This is a genomic window from Herbiconiux sp. A18JL235, from assembly GCF_040939305.1.
Classification (GTDB): domain Bacteria; phylum Actinomycetota; class Actinomycetes; order Actinomycetales; family Microbacteriaceae; genus Herbiconiux.
Genome location: NZ_CP162511.1, coordinates 2160089 through 2178028, shown reverse-complemented (window position 1 = coordinate 2178028; position 17940 = coordinate 2160089). Strand labels below are relative to the sequence as shown.

At 69.7% G+C, this 17940-nt stretch carries 19 protein-coding genes; 9 read left to right on the top strand and 10 right to left on the bottom strand.

The window, feature by feature from the left end; all coding sequences use genetic code 11:
* Positions 1-6 precede the first annotated feature (6 nt).
* A complete protein-coding gene (locus ABFY20_RS10110; RefSeq protein ID WP_368499765.1) occupies positions 7-822 on the bottom strand; it encodes a TrmH family RNA methyltransferase in 816 nt (271 codons plus the stop codon).
* Between the two features lie 117 nt (positions 823-939).
* Here ABFY20_RS10110 and ABFY20_RS10105 point away from each other — a divergent pair, with 117 nt between their 5' ends.
* The gene (locus ABFY20_RS10105; protein ID WP_368496125.1) at positions 940-1818 is read left to right on the top strand and encodes a Sir2 family NAD-dependent protein deacetylase; all 879 of its coding nucleotides are present in this window, start codon (positions 940-942) and stop codon (positions 1816-1818) included.
* 40 nt (positions 1819-1858) lie between these two features.
* A complete protein-coding gene (locus ABFY20_RS10100; RefSeq protein WP_368496124.1) occupies positions 1859-2485 on the top strand; it encodes a histidine phosphatase family protein in 627 nt (208 codons plus the stop codon).
* Here the strand turns inward: ABFY20_RS10100 and ABFY20_RS10095 are convergent.
* Positions 2412-3533, bottom strand: coding sequence for a glycosyltransferase family 4 protein (locus ABFY20_RS10095; RefSeq protein WP_368496123.1), 1122 nt, complete (start codon positions 3531-3533; stop codon positions 2412-2414). The two genes, ABFY20_RS10100 and ABFY20_RS10095, sit on opposite strands and share 74 nt — an antisense overlap.
* Positions 3530-4483 (bottom strand): alpha/beta fold hydrolase, encoded by a 954-nt coding sequence (locus ABFY20_RS10090; protein WP_368496122.1) that lies wholly within the window; start codon positions 4481-4483, stop codon positions 3530-3532. The genes ABFY20_RS10095 and ABFY20_RS10090 overlap by 4 nt, the downstream gene beginning before the upstream one ends.
* Before the next feature lie 95 nt (positions 4484-4578).
* Here ABFY20_RS10090 and treS point away from each other — a divergent pair, with 95 nt between their 5' ends.
* Together treS and ABFY20_RS10080 are read left to right on the top strand one after the other, a co-directional pair.
* A complete protein-coding gene (gene treS, locus ABFY20_RS10085; protein ID WP_368496121.1) occupies positions 4579-6282 on the top strand; it encodes a maltose alpha-D-glucosyltransferase in 1704 nt (567 codons plus the stop codon).
* A 109-nt stretch (positions 6283-6391) separates the two neighbouring features.
* On the top strand, positions 6392-7261 hold the full coding sequence (locus tag ABFY20_RS10080; protein WP_368496120.1) for an exonuclease domain-containing protein: 870 nt from the start codon (positions 6392-6394) through the stop codon (positions 7259-7261).
* Positions 7262-7419: 158 nt separating this feature from the next.
* Here the strand turns inward: ABFY20_RS10080 and ABFY20_RS10075 are convergent, their stop codons facing one another.
* The 4 genes from ABFY20_RS10075 to glgA all read right to left on the bottom strand — a co-directional run bounded on the left by ABFY20_RS10075 (position 7420) and on the right by glgA (position 10977).
* Positions 7420-8499 carry a hypothetical protein gene (locus ABFY20_RS10075; protein ID WP_368496119.1) on the bottom strand — a complete coding sequence of 360 codons (1080 nt, stop codon included), beginning with the start codon at positions 8497-8499 and terminating at the stop codon, positions 7420-7422.
* A 100-nt stretch (positions 8500-8599) separates the two neighbouring features.
* Positions 8600-8857, bottom strand: a complete 258-nt coding sequence (locus ABFY20_RS10070; protein ID WP_171704799.1) for a type B 50S ribosomal protein L31 — start codon at positions 8855-8857, stop codon at positions 8600-8602.
* Between the two features lie 92 nt (positions 8858-8949).
* Positions 8950-9732 (bottom strand): ABC transporter ATP-binding protein, encoded by a 783-nt coding sequence (locus ABFY20_RS10065; protein ID WP_368496118.1) that lies wholly within the window; start codon positions 9730-9732, stop codon positions 8950-8952.
* A 60-nt stretch (positions 9733-9792) separates the two neighbouring features.
* A complete protein-coding gene (gene glgA, locus ABFY20_RS10060) occupies positions 9793-10977 on the bottom strand; it encodes a glycogen synthase (RefSeq protein WP_368496117.1) in 1185 nt (394 codons plus the stop codon).
* Between the two features lie 48 nt (positions 10978-11025).
* Between glgA and ABFY20_RS10055 the strand changes: the two genes are divergently transcribed.
* Entirely contained in the window at positions 11026-12270 is a 1245-nt protein-coding gene (locus ABFY20_RS10055; RefSeq protein ID WP_368496116.1) for a glucose-1-phosphate adenylyltransferase, read from the top strand.
* Positions 12267-12965: a phosphoserine phosphatase SerB gene (serB, locus tag ABFY20_RS10050; protein ID WP_368496115.1), complete on the top strand. Its 699-nt coding sequence runs from the start codon at positions 12267-12269 to the stop codon at positions 12963-12965. The genes ABFY20_RS10055 and serB overlap by 4 nt, the downstream gene beginning before the upstream one ends.
* Before the next feature lie 98 nt (positions 12966-13063).
* On the opposite strand, the gene fabG is transcribed toward serB, so the two are convergent.
* The gene (fabG, locus tag ABFY20_RS10045; RefSeq protein ID WP_368496114.1) at positions 13064-13786 is read right to left on the bottom strand and encodes a 3-oxoacyl-ACP reductase FabG; all 723 of its coding nucleotides are present in this window, start codon (positions 13784-13786) and stop codon (positions 13064-13066) included.
* Positions 13787-13866: 80 nt separating this feature from the next.
* On the opposite strand from fabG, the gene ABFY20_RS10040 reads away from it, so the two are divergent.
* Genes ABFY20_RS10040 through ABFY20_RS10030 form a run of 3 tightly spaced genes read left to right on the top strand, consistent with a single transcriptional unit; the run spans position 13867 to position 15268 of the window.
* On the top strand, positions 13867-14184 hold the full coding sequence (locus ABFY20_RS10040; protein ID WP_368496113.1) for a DUF3099 domain-containing protein: 318 nt from the start codon (positions 13867-13869) through the stop codon (positions 14182-14184).
* On the top strand, positions 14181-14435 hold the full coding sequence (locus ABFY20_RS10035; RefSeq protein ID WP_368496112.1) for a hypothetical protein: 255 nt from the start codon (positions 14181-14183) through the stop codon (positions 14433-14435). Before ABFY20_RS10040 ends, ABFY20_RS10035 begins: the two co-directional genes overlap by 4 nt.
* Entirely contained in the window at positions 14435-15268 is an 834-nt protein-coding gene (locus tag ABFY20_RS10030) for an SURF1 family protein (RefSeq protein ID WP_368496111.1), read from the top strand. The genes ABFY20_RS10035 and ABFY20_RS10030 overlap by 1 nt, the downstream gene beginning before the upstream one ends.
* 26 nt (positions 15269-15294) lie before the next feature.
* Here ABFY20_RS10030 and ABFY20_RS10025 read toward each other — a convergent pair whose 3' ends face one another.
* Both ABFY20_RS10025 and ABFY20_RS10020 read right to left on the bottom strand, forming a co-directional pair.
* Positions 15295-16893, bottom strand: a complete 1599-nt coding sequence (locus ABFY20_RS10025; RefSeq protein ID WP_171704807.1) for an ABC-F family ATP-binding cassette domain-containing protein — start codon at positions 16891-16893, stop codon at positions 15295-15297.
* 137 nt (positions 16894-17030) lie between these two features.
* Positions 17031-17930, bottom strand: a complete 900-nt coding sequence (locus ABFY20_RS10020; protein ID WP_368496110.1) for an endonuclease domain-containing protein — start codon at positions 17928-17930, stop codon at positions 17031-17033.
* Between the last annotated feature and the right edge of the window lie 10 nt (positions 17931-17940).

Genomic DNA, 17940 nt, shown 5'->3' with positions numbered 1-17940 from the left:
TAGTGCTCAGCGGCGCTCCGCCGTGAGAAGTGCGTAGAGCGCCACGGCGGATGCCGCAGCGACGTTCAGCGAGTCGACTCCGTGCAGCATCGGGATCTCGACCTTCACGTCGGCTGCCGCCAGCGCCCGCCACCCCAGCCCGTCGCCCTCCGAGCCCATCACGACGGCGATCTTCTCGGGTGCCGACGCCGCGAACTCCTGCAGCGTGACGGAGTCGTCGCCGAGCGCGAGCGCGGCGATCGTGAACCCCGCGTCGTGCAGCAGCGGCCCCGCATCCTTCCACTCCGGGAGTCTCGTCCACGGCACCTGCAGCACCGTGCCCATGCTCACCCTCACGCTCCGGCGGTAGAGCGGATCGGCGCAGCGCGGGCTGATGAGCACCGCGTCGGCACCGAGACCGGCGGCCGAGCGGAACGCGGCACCCACGTTGGTGTGGTCGACGATGTCGTCGAGCACCACCACGGTGCGCGCTCCGGCGAGCAGTTCCCGCGGGTCGGGCAGCGCAGGCCGGTGCATCGACGCCAGCGCTCCGCGGTGCATCGCGAAGCCGGTGAGACGCTCGAGCAGCGCGTCGTCGGCGACGAACACGGGCACCTCGGGGAAGCGCTCCCCCACCCAGGCCAGCGACGGCAGCCACTTCTCCTGCAGCAGCACGGAGCGGGGCTGGTGGCCCGCCGCCACGGCGCGCTCGATCACCTTGCTCGACTCGGCGAGGTAGAGGCCGCCGGCGGGCTCGAGCTTGCGACGCAGCGCCACGTCGGTGAGGTCGGCGTAGTCGGCGAGCAGCGGATGCTCGAGGGAGTCGATGGAGATGACGGGCACGGTGCGCTTTCGCTTGGCGAGCAGTTCACCCCCACTCTGCCAGCGCTGTGACAATCCCGAAAACTTCGCGCCCTAGACTCGTAGCGGGCCGGTGCATCCGGCCGAGGAGGAGGTGTGATGGTCCCGATCGTGTCCTCACTGCCCGATGAGTCTGAGGAGGCTGCCTCCGCCCAGGGGTCGGCCCCCACCGGGGTCGAGAGGGCGGCGGAGATCCTCGGGGGCAGACGCGTCGTCATGCTCACCGGAGCCGGGGTGAGCACCGACTCCGGCATCCCCGACTACCGGGGCGAGGGCGCACCCGTGCGCAACCCGATGACCTTCGACCAGTTCCTCTCCAGCGAGAGCTTCCGCAAGCGGTACTGGGCGGGAAGCCACCTCGGCTGGCGCATGTTCGACGCCGCACGGCCGAACACGACCCACCTGCTCATCGCCGAGCTCGAGGCGGCCGGCGTGGTGAACGGCGTCATCACCCAGAACGTCGACGGCCTGCACACCCGGGCGGGCACCAGGCACCTCGTCGACCTACACGGCTCGATGGACAGGGTGGTGTGCCTGCGCTGCGGCCAGAGCTACGCCCGCGCCGGCATCGCGCAGGCCATCACCGACGCCAACCCCGGCGTCACCGAGCCCGCGCTCGTGCGCATGGCCCCCGACGGCGATGCCGCGGTCGCCGAGTACGAGTCGTTCGTGGTGCCCTCCTGCACGGTGTGCGGAGGGGTGCTGAAGCCCGACGTGGTGTTCTTCGGCGAGTTCGTGCCCACCGAGAAGTTCGCCGAGGCCTCGGCGATGGTCGCCGCGGCCGACGCGATGGTCATCGCGGGCTCGTCGCTCGTCGTGAACTCCGGCATCAGGCTGCTCGAGCAGGCCCGCCGGCGGCGGCTCCCCATCGTCATCGTGAACCGCGGCGTCACGAAGGGCGACGGGCGCGCGACCCTCAAGATCGACGGCGGCGTCGCCGAGACCCTCACCGCGCTCGCCCCCGCCCTGCTCGGCTGAGCCCCGGCTGCTGGGTGGGGCTCCGCCTAGGATGGACGCGATGACTACCTTCACCTTCGTGCGGCACGGCCAGACCGACTGGAACTTCGACAAGCGCATTCAGGGTGCCACCGACGTACCCCTCAACGAGACCGGGCGCGAGCAGGCCAGGGAGACCGGTGCGGTGCTCGCCGAGCGGCAGTGGGACGGCATCGTCGCGAGCCCTTTGTCGCGCGCCAAGGAGACCGCCGAGATCATCGCCGGCATCGCCGGACTCGGCGAACCCGAGATCGTCGCCGCCCTGGCGGAGCGCAGCTACGGCGAGGTCGAGGGCTTGAACGCCGAGGAGATCCGCGCCCGCTTCCCCGACCCCACGGCCCCGGTGCCCGGCCGCGAGTCGCGCACCGCCGTCGTGCGGCGCGTGCTTCCCGCGCTCGAGATGCTCGCGGAGGAGCACCCCGGCCAGGCGCTCATCGTGGTCTCCCACGGCGGCGTGATCGGCTCGCTCGTGCGCTACATCACCGAGAAGGCTCTCCCCGAGCAGGGTCAGCTCATCGCCAACGGCTCGGCCCACGACTTCGTGCTCGACGACGGGCATCTCTCGCTGGCCGAGTTCAACGGCGTGGCGCTCGACCCGTCCATCCGCTCACGAGCTCCGCTAGCGCTCGAGCTGACGCTTCCCAGCTGAAGCCTTCGGCGACCTGCCGCGAGGCGAGCGACCGGCGACGCCACTCCTCCGGATCTTCGAGGCGGGCGATCTGCCGCGCGAACGCGGCGGGGTCGCGGGGCGGTGCGTACAGGGCAGCGTCCTGCCCGATCTCGTGGAACACCGGGATCTCACTCACCACCACCGGCGTACCGAACCCCATCGACTCCACCAGGGGGATGCCGAACCCCTCGTCGAGCGAGGCCGTCACGAGTGCCGTGGCCCGCTGCAGCAGCTCGTGGTATTCCTCGTCGCTCACCCCGTCGTGGAAGACCAGGCGTGCCGAGGGGTCGATCGCCCGCAGACGGGTCTTGTCGGCATCCGTCGCCCGGCTGAGCAGGTGCAGCTCGAAGCCCGGCAGCTCGCCGACGGCGCGCACGAGCGTCTCGACGTTCTTGTAGGGCATGAACGAGCCCATGTAGAGCAGCGTCTTCGAGGCGGCGCGGGTCTCGGCGCCGGTGGCGGCCGCGGCGGCGACGGCGCGGCCGGGGAGCTCGGCGGCGTTCCGCGCCACCACGACGGGCCGTGTGGTGAGGTGGTGGCTCTCGATGAGGGCCTCGGTGGTGTGCGAGACGGTGACCACCGCATCCGCCCTGTTGAGCAGCATCCTCTGGGGCCACCAGGCCTTGTGGTAGAGCCGCCACAGGATGCGCACGAAGGCAGGCAGGTCGTGCGGAGGCGTGGGGTTGGAGTAGTAGATGAGGTCGTGCACGGTGAGCGCCAGGCGGTAGCGACGGCCGAGCGTGCCCATCGTCTGCATCGGGCTGATGACGGCATCGGGGGCCGCGGCGCGGTTCACCTGCAGGGCCACCAGCGGCTCGAGCACGCTGGTCGGGCCCGACACCTTCACCCAGGGCAGCTCGGGCAGCATCTCGAGCTGCCGCTCGTCGCTGATGATCATGGTCAGCTCGAACGGGGCCGTGGATCCGCGCTGCAGCTCGGCGAGGGCGGTCACCACCCCGGCGGTGTACCGGCTGATGCCGTCGTGCCGGCCGATGCGGGTGTAGCGGCAGTCGAAGGCGAGTCTCATGCCGGGCGCTCTTCGGCGAGGAAGGCCTCGATCGCATCGGCGGCCTCGACCGGGCGTTCGTAGTGGATCAGGTGGCCGACGTTCTCGAGCACCACGAGGCGGGCGTCGGGCATGGCGCGCTCCACCTCGTACTGGGCGGCGAGCGGGGTGATGTCGTCGTCGTCGGCGGCGATGAGCAGCGTCGGCACGGTGACCCGTGCCGCATACTCGCTGACGTCGTGGCTCACCGATCCGCGGAAGGCGTCGAGCACCACTGCCCGGCTGGCGAAGGCCGAGAAATAGCGGGAGTGCTGGTCGTGGATCCAGCGCAGCAGCTGCCGATCTTTCGTGCGCGACATCGTGATGCTCACGATGCGCACCACGAGCCCGCTCCGCAGCAGAGCGAAGCCGAGCTTCTCGGGCACGGCCGCCGAGAACCAGTAGTAGAAGATCGCGAGGCGCGTCATGAGGCCTTTGGGGCCCTTCAGGGCGGGGGCCGAGATGGGGTTGATGAGCACGGCGTCGTCGACCTCGAGGCCGCCGGCGAGGGCTGCCGACGAGACGATGGAGCCGAAGGAGTGGCCGACGACGACCAGGCGAGCGCGCGGCGACTCCTCCCGCACGCGATCGACGAGCTCCCGGAGCCACTCGACGTACCCGTCGACGTCGTGGCCTGCGCTGAGCGGGCCGGAGTCTCCGAAACCGGGGAGGTCGGGGGCGACGATGCGGCGCCGGGCGGCTGCGGACTCCCTGGGGGCGCCGAGCTGCGCGATGACGGGTTCGAGGCCGTGGTGGTCTCCGCGGAAGCCGTGCACCACGACGAGCACGGTGTCGGCGTCGGCCCTGGCCGTGGCGTCGGCACCGGCCGCCCCGTACTCCCACACGCGGGTGCTGCTCCCGGCGAGGGCGAGGGTGCGCGTGGTCACCGGCAGACGGGCGAGTTCGACGGCGTAAGGCGAGGCGACGGTCATCCCGACCAGCATACGGTGGCGGTCACGGCCGGGAGGACTAGCGTTGAGGTCAGAACGCGCTGACCGACGTTTCCGAGTTTCCGAAGGGAACCCCTGTGAGCTTCACCGCCCCCATCCAGCAGCCCGGTCTCACCCTCGACACGCAGTGGTACAAGCGGTCGGTCTTCTACGAGGTGATGATCCGCTCCTTCGTCGACTCCAACGGCGACGGGTTCGGCGACATCGCCGGGCTCATCTCCAAGCTCGACTACCTGCAGTGGCTCGGCATCGACGCCCTGTGGCTGCCGCCGTTCTACCAGTCGCCGATGCGCGACGGCGGCTACGACGTCTCCGACTTCAAGGCGGTGCTGCCCGACTACGGCACGGTCGAGGAGTTCCGCGACCTGGTGACCAAGGCGCACGAGCGCAACATGCGCATCCTCATCGACTTCCCACTCAACCACACCTCCGACCAGCACGAGTGGTTCCAGCAGTCGCGCGAAGACCCCGACGGGCCCTACGGCGACTTCTACGTGTGGAGCGACACCGACGAGAAGTACGAGAACATCCGCATCATCTTCGTCGACACCGAGGAGTCGAACTGGACCTTCGACCCGGTGCGCCGCCAGTTCTTCTGGCACCGCTTCTTCTCGCACCAGCCCGACCTCAACTTCGAGAACCCTGCCGTGCACGAGGCGATCTTCGACACGGTGCGGTTCTGGCTCGACATGGGGGTCGACGGCATCAGGCTCGACGCCATCCCTTACCTCTACGAGAGTGACGAGGGCAACGGGGAGGGCGAGCCGAAGACGCACGAGTTCATCGTGAAGCTGCGCGAGATGATCGACACCGACTACCCGGGGCGCATGCTCGTGGCCGAGGCGAACCAGTGGCCTCGTGAGGTCGCTGCGTTCTTCGGCACCGAGGAGGAGCCGGAGTGCCACATGGCCTTCGACTTCCCCGTCATGCCGCGCATCTACTACTCGCTGCGGTCGCAGAAGGCCGACGAGCTCATCCGGGTGCTGTCGGAGACGACTCAGATCCCGTCGTCGGCCGCCTGGGGCGTGTTCCTCCGCAACCACGACGAGCTGACCCTCGAGATGGTGTCGGAGGAGTACCGGCAGGCGATGTACGGCTGGTACGCCTACGACCCCCGGATGCGCTCGAACATCGGCATCAGGCGGCGGCTGGCGCCGCTGCTCGACAACTCGCGGGCCGAGCTCGAGCTCATCCACGCGCTGCTGTTCGCGCTGCCGGGCTCGCCGTTCCTCTACTACGGCGACGAGATCGGCATGGGCGACAACATCTGGCTGCCCGACCGTGACTCCTCGCGCACGCCGATGCAGTGGACGCCCGACCGCAACGCCGGGTTCTCCACCGCAGACCCGGGCAAGCTGTTCCTCCCGGTCGTGCAGTCGCTGGTGTACAACTACACGCTGGTGAACGTGGAGTCGCAGCTGGCGCAATCGCGGTCGCTTCTGCACTGGATCCGCAACGTCATCCACGTGCGGAAGGCGCATCCGACCTTCGGGCTCGGCACCATGGAGGTGCTCTCCACCGACCACGAGTCGGTGATGGCGTTCGTGCGCTCCTATGAGGGCTCGGGCGATGTCTTCGGCGACGGGCCGGAGGACGTGGTGTGCGTGTTCAACTTCGCGCACAACCCCACGTCGGCGACGGTGACGGCACCGCAGTTCGCGGGGCGCAAGCTCTATGACCTGTTCGGCCATGGCGAGTTCCCCGCGTTCGACGAGGAGGGGCGCGTGACGCTCACCTTCGGCACGCAGACGTTCTACTGGTTGCACGTCGGGCGCGACTGAGCGAGCGTGCCGCTCGCCGTCTCCATGGGCGTACGGGCGAGGTCGAGAAGTCCGCGGGTGCCGGGTGTCGGTCACGGCCGGTGACGGTGGTGTCGGGCAGACTGGCGCGATGGAGATCGTTGACGTCCCCCTGTTCGACCTCCCGGCCGAACCGGAGGCTCCGCCGAAGCCGAAGGCCGCGCCCGTCGTGGTGCTGCAGCCTGCGCTGTTCGAGACGGCCGAGGTGCTGCTCAGCCCCCTCCCCTCGTGGGCCGAGCGGCTCGCCGTGTTCGACCTCGAGACGACGGGCATCGACGTCGAGACCAGCCGGGTCGTCACAGCGAACGTGAGTCGGCTCGACGCGAGCGGCGTCGTCACCCGGCGTCGCGACTGGCTCGCCGACCCCGGCGTCGAGATCCCGCTTCAGGCGACCGCGGTGCACGGTGTCGCCACGGCGCGGGCGCGCGCCGAGGGCCGCCCGGCCGCCGAGGTGGTGGGCGAGATCGTCGACGAGCTGCGCACAGCGCTCGAAGACGGCTACGCGCTCGTCATCTACAACGCCCCCTACGACCTCACCCTGCTCGCACGGGAGGCCGTGCGTCACGGCGTGGCGCCGCTCGTCGGCCCGTTCCCCGTCATCGACCCGCTGGTCATCGACAAGCAGGTCGACCGCTACCGCAAGGGCAAGCGCACGCTCGAGGTCACCGCCTCCGTCTACGGTGTCGATCTCACCGACGCCCACGACGCCGGCGCCGACGCCATCGCCGCAGGCCGCGTCGCCCAAGCCCTCGGCCTTCGCCACGGCACCGAGCTGGCGCTCACCGCCGCCGAGTTGCACACCGCCCAGATCGCGTGGCACGACGCCCAGTGCGACTCCTTCGAAGACTACATGCGCACCACCCGCGACCCCTCCTTCACCGCCCGCCGCGGCTGGCCCGAGGTTCCCGCCCCTGCGACGGCGCCGGCACCCGCCACCGCGGCCGCTGCGCCCGCGCGCTGAGCCGCGACTCCCCCGGCAACACGCAAGCTCCCCGCCGCCGCGTCCGTGGGCGCGGCTGCTCAATCGGCTGCGAGGCGGGCGGTGAGGGCGCGTGCGCGAGGCGGTCCTTGGCGGAGGACGCGCACCAGCGACGCTGATGCCGACGCTGACGCGGCGGCCTACTCGGCTGCGAGGCGGGCGGTGAGGGCGGATGCGCGGGGCGGGTCGGCACGCAGGAGGCGCACCTTGCGAAGGTTCTCGCGCACGATCCAGCGCGCGTCGGCCGCTGACGACGACGACCATCGCTCGAGCGCGGCGAAGGTCTCGTCAGGGGCGGAGGCCGCGGTGACGCTGAAGGCGTAGCCGAGGGTCTGCCGGAGTACGCGCGCCGTCTCGGCCGATCGCGGGTCGGCCCGCCTCCGCTCGGGCGCGACACCGAGCAGCACGGCCGTGCAGGCGTCGAGTAGACCGACCGCGCGCACAGCGTCGCCGTGCTCTTTCACCAGTCGTGGCTCGGCCACCGCCGCGGCGACAGCGCGGGCACGCAACAACCGGTCGGGAGCCGAAGCGCGAGCGGATGCCGCAGCGGGAACGGGATCGGCAGCGGGAACGGGATCGGCAGCGAGAGCGGGATCGGCAGCGAGAGCGGGATCGGGATCGGCAGCGGGACCAGGGTCGGCAGCGGCAACGGGATCGGCAGCGAGAGCGGGATCGGCAGCGAGAGCGGGATCGGCAGCGAGAGCGGGATCGGCAGCGAGTGCGGGATCGGCAGCGGGAGCGGGACCAGCGGTGAAAGCGGTGCGGGAAGTGTCAGCGACAGAATCAGCGAGCTCCGACGAGCCGGCGCTCTCGTCGAGCCACGCCGTCAGCACCACCCAGAACGCGACGCGATCGGCGTCGCCCAGGCGCTGGAGCGCCAGTGCCACGCCCTCGCGCACCCGCCACCGCCCATCGATCGCCGCTTCGCTGAGGCGCCGGGCGAGCGGCAGACCCGCGACATCCGCTGCGGTCATTCCCGGAGCCGCCACCGCCTCGGCGAGCAGGCGCCCCAACCCGATCGTTCCGCAGAGCGCCTCGTACTCGTCGGCGCTCTCGCTGAGCGAGTGCAGCATCCGCTCGTCTGCCCGATCGGCCACCGCCTGGGCGAGCGTGAGGTTCGCCCGGGGCCCGGGCAGACCCGAATTCTTCGCCAGAAATCCGGCCCAGTCCGTCTGCGGCAGAGCTGACAGATCGGCTGGGTAGTCGTGGTGCGAACTCACGACACCCAGTGTGGCATCGGGAGACCGGCGCACGCAGAAGACCCCACCGGCCGACGCCGATGGGGTCTTCTGAACCGCTCCGTGAGAGCGGACGCAGAGATTACTTGCTGCCGCCGAAGCCCTTGTAGCGGCTGTTGAACTTCTCGACGCGGCCGGCCGAGTCGAGGATGCGCTGCTTGCCCGTGTAGAACGGGTGCGACTCCGACGAGATCTCGACGTCGATGACGGGGTAGGTGTTGCCGTCTTCCCACTCGATCGTCTTCGACGACGACACGGTGGAGCGGGTGAGGAAGGTCGCGCCCGAGGCGAGGTCGCGGAAAACCACTGCTTCGTAGGTGGGGTGGATGTCGGTCTTCATAGTGGTGTCCTTGAGTACTGCTCTTCGATGGGGGATTCGGTGAAAACTTCGGCCGCGACGAGCGGGCCAGCTAGAAAGTTTAGCAGAGCACCTCAGGCGGCGCGAGCTACGAAACGCCCGTCGGTCTCGGTGAGCGCGATCGGCAGCCCGAAGGTCTCCTCGAGACGCTCGGAGGTGAGCACCTCGCCGAGCGGGCCCTGGGCGACGATGCCGCCCCGGCCGAGCAGCAGGGCGTGGGTGAAGCCCACCGGGATCTCCTCGACGTGGTGCGTGACCATGACGATCGCGGGTGCCTCGGGCGCCGAGGCGTATCCCCCGAGCAGCGTCAGCAGCTCCTCACGGGCCCCGAGATCGAGCGACGCGGCCGGCTCGTCGAGCAGCAGCAGCTCAGGGTCGGTCATCACCGAGCGGGCGATCTGCACACGCTTCTGCTCGCCGTCGCTGAGCGACCCGAACAGGCGGTCGGCGAGGTGGTCGAGCTTCCACTCGCTCAGCACGCGCTGCGCGCGGCGCTCGTCGATCTCCTCGTAGGCCTCGTTCCAGCGCCCGGTCACCGAGTAGGCGGCCGTGAGCACGACGTTCAGCACGGTCTCGTTCGCCGGGAAGCGGCGGGCCATCGCGCTCGACGCGAAACCCACGCGGGGACGCAACTCGAACAGGTCGACCTCGCCCAGCCGCCCGTCGAGAACCTGCACCGAGCCGCCCGAGGGGTGGCTCATCGCCGCGGCGATCTGCAGCAGCGTGGTCTTGCCGGCGCCGTTCGGCCCGAGCACCACCCAGCGCTGATCGCCCTCGACCCTCCAGTGCACATCCCGGATGATGGTGGTGCCATCGCGGACAACGGAAACGTCTTCGAGATCGAGCACAGTGGGCATGCTCCAAGCCTAGTCAACCGCGGGAGTGCGAATGCACCGCGGCTCCCGGTTCGGCGGAATCTAATCGACGAGTGTGCGGTAGATCTCGGCGGTCTGGGCCGCGATCGCCGCCCAGCTGAACTCGGCCTCCGCGCGGGCGCGACCCGCCCGCCCCATCTCGGCCGCACGATCGGGGTCGGTGACGACCTCGGTGAGCGCCCGGGCGAGGTCGGCGACGAAGCGGTCGGGGTCGGTGGGGGTTCCCGTGCCGTCCTGCAGCTGGTCGATCGGCACGAGCAGCCCGGTGACGCCGTCGTCGACGACCTCGGGGATTCCGCCGGTCGCGGTGCCCACGACGGGGAGCCCGCAGGCCATCGCCTCGAGATTCACGATGCCGAGCGGCTCGTACACCGAGGGGCAGACGAACACGGTTGCCGCGGTGAGCACGGCGGTGAGCTCGTGCTGCGGCAGGATCTCCTCGACCCAGACGACGCCCGTGCGGGTCTGCTGCAGCTCGCGCACCGCCGAGCTGACCTCCTCCATGATCGCGGGGGTGTCGGGAGCGCCCGCGCAGAGCACGACCTGCACCTCTGCCGGTAGCTGGGCGATCGCCTCGAGCAGATACGGCAGTCCCTTCTGGCGGGTGATGCGACCCACGAACACCACGGTGAGGCGCGACGGGTCGATGCCGAGACGCTCCAGCACGGAGGCGTCGTCGTTCGGCTTCCAGCGCGCCAGGTCGATGCCGTTGTAGACCACCGTGACCTTCGACTCGTCGAGCGCGGGGTAGGAGCGGAGGATGTCGCGACGCATGCCGTGGGAGACGGCGATCACCGCATCCGCCGTCTCGAAGGCGTCTTTCTCGATCTGCGACGAGATGCGGTAGCCGCCGCCCAGCTGCTCGGCCTTCCACGGCCGCAAGGGCTCGAGGGAGTGCGCGGTCACCACGTGGGGCACGCCGTGCAGGAGCGACGAGAGCCTGCCTGCCGCGTTGGCGTACCAGGTGTGCGAATGCACCAGGGAGGTGCCGGCTGTGGCCTCGGCGATCTGCAGGTCGACGCCCAGGGTGGTGAGACTGGGGTTCGCGCCGGCCAGCTCGGCGGGCACCCCGTAGGCGAACACGCCCGGCTCGTCACGCGGCGCACCGAAGCAGCGCACTGCCACGTCGAGGTGCTCACGCAGCCCCTTCACGAGCTCGGCGACGTGCACGCCGGCACCCCCGTAGACCTCCGGCGGATACTCTCTGGTGATGACGTCGACTCGCATGCTCGAACCGTAGTACAGACCGGCCGAAACCTCATTAGGGTTAGGGCTATGGCAGCCTCAAAGAAGATCTTCGGCATCGTTCTCGCCGGCGGCGAGGGCAAGCGCCTCATGCCGCTCACGGCCGACCGGGCGAAGCCGGGTGTGCCGTTCGGTGGAGGCTACCGGCTCATCGACTTCGCGCTGTCGAACCTCGTGAATTCCGGGCTGCAGCAGATCGTGGTGCTCACCCAGTACAAGTCGCACTCGCTCGACCGCCACGTCTCGCAGACCTGGCACCTCAACGGGCTGCTCAACTCCTACATCGCCTCGGTGCCTGCGCAGCAGCGGCTCGGCAAGCGCTGGTTCAGCGGCTCGGCCGACGCCATCCTGCAGTCGCTCAACCTCATCCGCGATGAGAACCCCGACATCGTCGTCGTGGTCGGCGCCGACCACGTCTACCGCATGGACTTCGAGCAGATGATCGAGGCGCACATCGCCTCGGGCGCGGGGGCCACGGTGGCCGCCATCCGTCAGCCCATCGAGCTCGCCGACCAGTTCGGCGTCATCCAGACCCAGGGCGACGACCCCACCCGCATCTCGGAGTTCCTCGAGAAGCCGAAGAACGCGGTCGGTCTCGCCGACTCCCCCGGCGAGGTGCTCGCCTCGATGGGCAACTACGTCTTCGATGCCCAGCAGCTCATCGACGCCGTCATCCGCGATGGCGAGCGGCCCGAGTCGAGCCATGACATGGGCGGCGACATCATCCCCGACTTCGTCACGTCCGGCAACGCCGCCGTCTACGACCTCAACCGCAACGACGTGCCCGGCTCCACCGACCGTGATCGCTATTACTGGCGCGACGTGGGAACGATCGACTCGTTCTACGACGCGCACCAAGACCTCATCTCGGCGCTGCCGGTGTTCAACCTCTACAACGAGCGCTGGCCCATCTACACCCAGGCCCTCAACTCGCCGCCCGCGAAGTTCGTGCGCGACAGCAAGGGCAACCCGGGCGTCACCGTCGAGTCGATCGTGTCGCTCGGCTGCCTGATCTCGGGCGCACGCGTCGAGGGCAGCGTCGTCGGCCCCTGGACCACCGTCGACTCCGGCGCGCTCGTGCAGCAGTCGGTGCTGTTCGACCGGGTTCACATCGAACCGGATGCTGTGGTGCGCCGCGCTATCCTTGACAAGAACGTGGTCGTGATGGCCGGTGCCCAGATCGGCGTCGACGCCGAGCGAGACCGCGAGCGGGGCTTCACGGTGACCGATTCCGGCATCACCGTCGTCGGCAAGGGAGAACGCGTAGAGCCATGAGTCATGACGTGCTGACCGAGGTCGAACCCACCCCGAGTCAGCACGAGACTCACCCCGACACGCGCCTGCTCGTCGTGCTCGACGTCGACTCGACGCTCATCGAGAACGAGGTCATCGAGATGCTCGGCGATCTCGCCGGCTGCCACGCCGAGGTCGCCGAGATCACCGAGCGCGCCATGCGCGGCGATCTCGACTTCGCCCAGAGCCTCGAGGCCCGCGTCGCCCTTCTCGAGGGTCTCCCGGCGACGGCGTTCGACGAGGTGCGCTCCGCCATCACCGTCACGGCCGGCGTGCCGGAGATGATCTCGGCCCTGCACGCCCACGACGGCCTGGTCGGTGTGGTCTCGGGCGGGTTCCACGAGGTGCTCGACCCGCTCGCCGAGCAGCTCGGCCTCGACCACTGGCGCGCCAACCGGCTGGGGGTGCGCGGCGGCCGCCTCACGGGCGAGGTCTCCGGCCCCATCATCGACCCGCAGAGCAAAGCGGATGCACTCATCGAGTGGGCAGCATCCGCCGCCATCCCCCTCTCCCGCACCGTTGCGGTCGGTGACGGAGCCAACGACCTCCGCATGATGGAGGTCGCGGGACTCTCGGTCGCCTTCCACGCCCGCCCGAAGGTGCGGGAGAACGCCGACGTCATCATGAACGTCCGCGACCTCTCCCAGCTCCTCCCCCTCCTGGGTCTGCGCGGCTGAGCACGGTGGGGGTGGGTTCCGACCTCCGCCGCCTTCGAGCTCCGCTCGACCCCTAGGCGGATGGCGAAACCCACCCCCACCGTGCGACCATCCGTGCCCTAGTGCCCCATGCCGAGGCCGCCGTCGACGGGGATGACGGCGCCGGAGATGTAGGCGGCGTCGTCGGAGGCGAGCCAGGCGACGGCCTTGGCGACTTCGGCGGCGGTGCCGTAGCGGGCGGCGGGGATGTTCTTCTTGTACTCGGACTGCTGCGCCTCGGGCAGTTCGGCGGTCATGTCGGTCTCGATGAAGCCGGGCGCGACGACGTTCGCGGTGATGCCGCGCCCGCCGAGCTCGCGGGTGAGCGATCGGGCGAAGCCCACGAGCGCGGCCTTCGAGGAGCTGTAGTTGATCTGGCCGGGCGAGCCGTAGAGGCCCACGACGCTCGAGATGAGCACCACGCGACCGAAACGGGCCTTGAGCATCCCCTTCGAGGCGCGCTTGACGACCCGGAACGCACCCGTGAGGTTCGTGTCGATCACCTCGGTGAAGTCGCTCTCGGTCATGCGCAGGAGCAGCGTGTCGCGGGTGACGCCGGCGTTCGCGACGACGACCTCGACCGGGCCGAGCTCCTTCTCGACGGCGTCGAATGCCGCGTCGATCGACTCCGTGTCGTTGACGTCGCCCTTCACGGTCAGTGCGCCCTCCGGCCCGCCCGACCCCGAGCGTGAGGTCACGGCCACGCGGTGGCCCTGGGCCACGAACTCCTCGGCGATGGCGTAGCCGATGCCACGGTTTCCTCCGGTGATGACAACGGTGCGGGGGGTGGTCGTGGTGGTCACGCGGTGGGGCTCCTGACTGGGCGATGAACAGACGGATACCAGCTTAGGAGCAGTTCGCGAAGCGTAGGCTAGAGGTGATCATGAAGCAGCGGAACCAGTCGGTCACGAGTCTCCCGCCGTCGCCCGACGACGAGCGGCGCAGTCGCATGACCAAGTACCTCGTGATCATGGCCATCCGTGTCACCTGCCTCGTGCTGATCTTCTTCATCCACGAGTGGTGGGCCGTCGTCTTCCTCGCCGCCGGGGCCATCCTGCTGCCGTACTTCGCGGTCGTCGTGGCGAATGTGGGCACCTCCTGGGTGAACAGGGCCGAGCGCCCGAGCGCCATCGAGGTGTACCGGCCGCAGGTGCCCCCACCCGGCGTGGGGCGCGAGAACGAGCGGGGGCCGCGGGAGTGATCTCACTCGGCCTCGAACCCGCCGCCGAGGAGTGCTCCAGGGCGGGTTGCCGCGCCGCCGCGTCGTGGCGCATCGAATGGCGCAACCCGAAGATCCACGACGAGTCGCGCCGCAAGGTGTGGCTGGCCTGCGACGAGCATGTCGACTTCCTCCGCGAGTTCCTCGGCGCGCGCGACTTCCCGCTCGAGGTGCTGGCGGTCGCGGGCTCAGTGCCCGGCTCCGCACCCGCGCCGGCTGAAGGCGCGCTCTGATGGGTTGGCGCTTCCTGCTGCACCGACGCTGGGCAGGTTACCTCGCCCTCACCGTGGTGTTCGCGATCGTCTGCGTCTTGCTCGCGATGTGGCAGCTCGCCCGCCGCGACGAGGCGGTCGCCGAGATCAACCGTGTCGAGTCGAACTACGACGCCGTTCCGACCCCGCTCACCGAGGCGTTGCCCGGCCTCGACTCCTACGACGAGTCGCAGGAGTGGCTCACTGTCGAGGCCACCGGCCGGTACCTCACCGACGACCAGCTGCTCGTGCGCAACCGCCCGCTCGGCGGAGACGTCGGCTTCGACGTGCTGGTGCCGTTCGAGCTCGGCAACGGCGACGTCTTCGTCGTGGATCGCGGATGGGTGCCCACCGGCCAGCAGCAGAATCTCCCGGATGCGATCCCGCCGGCTCCCGAGGGGACGGTGTCGATCGTGGTGCGCCTGAAGGCGGGTGAGCCCCAGTTCGGGTCGGGCGACCTCGAGAACGGACAGCTGGCGAGCATCGAGCTCCCGGTGGTGGCCGAGCAGATCGGCCGCCCCGTGTTCACCGCGGCCTACGGGTTGCTGGCGTCTGAAGACCCGGCCCCCGCCGAGCGGCCGATGGCGATGCCGAAGCCGCAGCCCGACGAGGGCGCCCACCTGTCGTACACCTTCCAGTGGTTCTGCTTCGGGCTGCTCGGTTTCGTGGGGCTCGGCTACATCATCCGTCAGGAGTACCGCCGGGCGAACGAAGACGACCCCGAGGAGCAGGAGCGCGCCGCCGAACGCGAGCGCAAGCGCCGGGCCAAGCGCACGGACGCGCAGATCGAGGACGAGATCCTCGACAACTCGTAGGCCTCAGCCGGCAGGCCTGCTGCAGGCTACGCCAGGCTGATCAGCTCCGCGTAATCCTTGTTCCAGTGGTCCTCCACCCCGTCGGGCAGGATGAGCACCCGCTCGGGGTTCAGCGCCTCGACCGCTCCCTCGTCGTGACTCACCAGCACGACCGCGCCCTCGTAATGGGCCAGCGCATCCAGGATCTCTTCGCGGCTCGCCGGGTCGAGGTTGTTGGTCGGCTCGTCGAGCAGCAGAACGTTCGCGCCGCTCACGACGATCATGGCGAGCGCGAGCCTCGTCTTCTCGCCACCGGAGAGCACGCCCGCCGGCTTGTGCGAGTCGTCTCCGGTGAACAGGAAGGAGCCGAGCACCCGACGCGCCTCGGTCTCGGTGAGGTTCGGTGAGGCCGACACCATGTTCTCGAGCACCGAGCGCTTCACGTCGATGGTCTCGTGCTCCTGGGCGTAGTAGCCGATGCGCAGGCCGTGACCCGGCTCGAGCTGACCCGTGTCGGGCTTGTCGACCCCGCCGAGGATGCGCAGGAGGGTCGTCTTGCCGGCACCGTTCAGGCCCAGCACGACGACCTTCGACCCGCGGTCGATGGCGAGGTCGACGGCGGTGAAGATCTCGAGCGATCCGTAGCTCTTCGAGAGGTTCGACGCCATGAGAGGGGTGCGGCCGCAGGCGGCCGGCGTCGGGAAGCGCAGCTTCGCCACGCGGTCGACGGCGCGCACCTCTTCGAGCCCGGAGAGCATCTTCTCGGCACGGGCCACCATCTGGTGGGCAGCAGCGGCCTTGGAGGCCTTGGCACCGAAGCGGGCCGCCTGCAGCTGCAGCTGCGTGGCCTTCTTCTCGACGTTGACGCGCTCCTTCTTGCGGCGCTCCTCATCCGCTTCGCGCTGCTTGAGGTAATTGCGCCAGTTCATGTTGTACACGTCGATCACCTGGCGGTTGGCGTCGAGGTAGAACACGCGGTTCACCGTCTCGCCCACCAGCTCGATGTCGTGCGAGATCACGATGAAGCCGCCGCTGTAGCTCTTCAGGAACTCGCGCAGCCACACCACGCTGTCGGCGTCGAGATGGTTCGTGGGCTCGTCGAGGATGAGGGTCTCGGCGTCGGAGAACAGGATGCGCGCCAGCTCGATACGGCGGCGCTGGCCGCCCGAGAGGGTCTTCAACGGCTGGTCGAGGATGCGGTCGGGAAGGCTGAGGTTGCTCGCGATCGAGGCGGCCTCCGCCTCGGCGGCGTACCCGCCGAGCGCGTCGAAGCGCTCGGTGAGGTTGCCGTACTTCTTCATGGCCGCGGCGGCGACCTTCTCGTCGTCGGAGCCCATGGCCATCGACGACTCCTGCATGCCGAGCAGCAGCGAGCCGAGCCCGCGGGCGTTGAGGATGCGGGTGCGAGCGAGTTCTTCGGGGTCGCCCGAGCGGGGGTCCTGCGGCAGGTAGCCGAGCTCGCCGCTGCGCTGCACCGAACCTTCGGAGGGCAGCAGGTCGCCGGCGAGCACCTTGGTGAGGGTGGTCTTGCCGGCGCCGTTGCGGCCGACGAGCCCCACCTTGTCGCCCGAGCCGACCCGGAACGACACGTCCTCCATGAGGGTACGTGCGCCCACCCGGATCGCCAGGTCACTTACGCTGAGCACAGAGATATCCAATTCTTCGCGAGGGGGAACGACCCAGTCTATTCCGTCGGCGCGGTTCAGAAGCGCACACGTCGTGCCCACCGGCCGGATATGCGGCTCGAGTTGCGTCTCGTTTGCGAGTTCGAACGCCATCCGGGTCACAGCAGCACGAGTCCGGCGCGGCGATGCCGCCCGTTCCACCGGTGCTCGCCCCGCTCGACGATCCCCCGCACGACGTGGAGCACGTACTCCGACTCGAACAGCACCTGCTGATAGCTCAGCCGAAGCACCAGGTACCCCCGCTCGGCCAGCGCCATGTCCCGACGCTTGTCGTTCGCGAACGACTCCCTGTCCGAATGCCACGTGCGCCCGTCGGTCTCGATCACCAGTCGGTCACCGATGACCAGGTCGACCCGACCCACCCCACTGATGCTCACCTGCACACGGAGGTGGATCCCGACCGATCGAAGGAGAAGCCGCAGGTGGGTCTCGAGCCCGGACTCCGCTCTCGGGTCGCAGAGGAGGAGCAGGTCGGCGTACTTCCGCGGCAACTGAGCGAGCACGGTCTCGAGCCGCCGACGCGTCATCACACCGCGGTGCATCACCGAGTCGAGGGTCGCGACGGCGTCTCGGCGACCCTGGCACACCACAGCGTGTGCCACAGCCCACTCCGGAGAGTCCACCCCGCCGCGGGCCGGCAGCAATCCGGCGAGCGGGAGGGCTCGGTGCACGACACTCGCCGACTCGTTCGGCGGGGCGGCGCCGTAGCGCCTGATGCGAAGGTGCACCCGCGCATCGTCGGCCGTCCAGACCGCGAGCGGCGCGAGGGCCGACCGACACGCGAGCGTGCCGCCCGCCCGCACCGCCGTCAGCACGCTCTGCGGCGCACCCTGCACAGCGACCCACCCGTTCCGCACCCTGGTGACTGCGCGGATGCGGACAGCGCGGGTGACCGCCTCAGCGGAGTGCCCGTACTCGGCGAGCTCGCGACACGACGCCACGCCCCCGAGCGCGGCGACCAGCTGTGCGACGGAGACCAGCTGTGCGACGGACGACATCGCACCATCG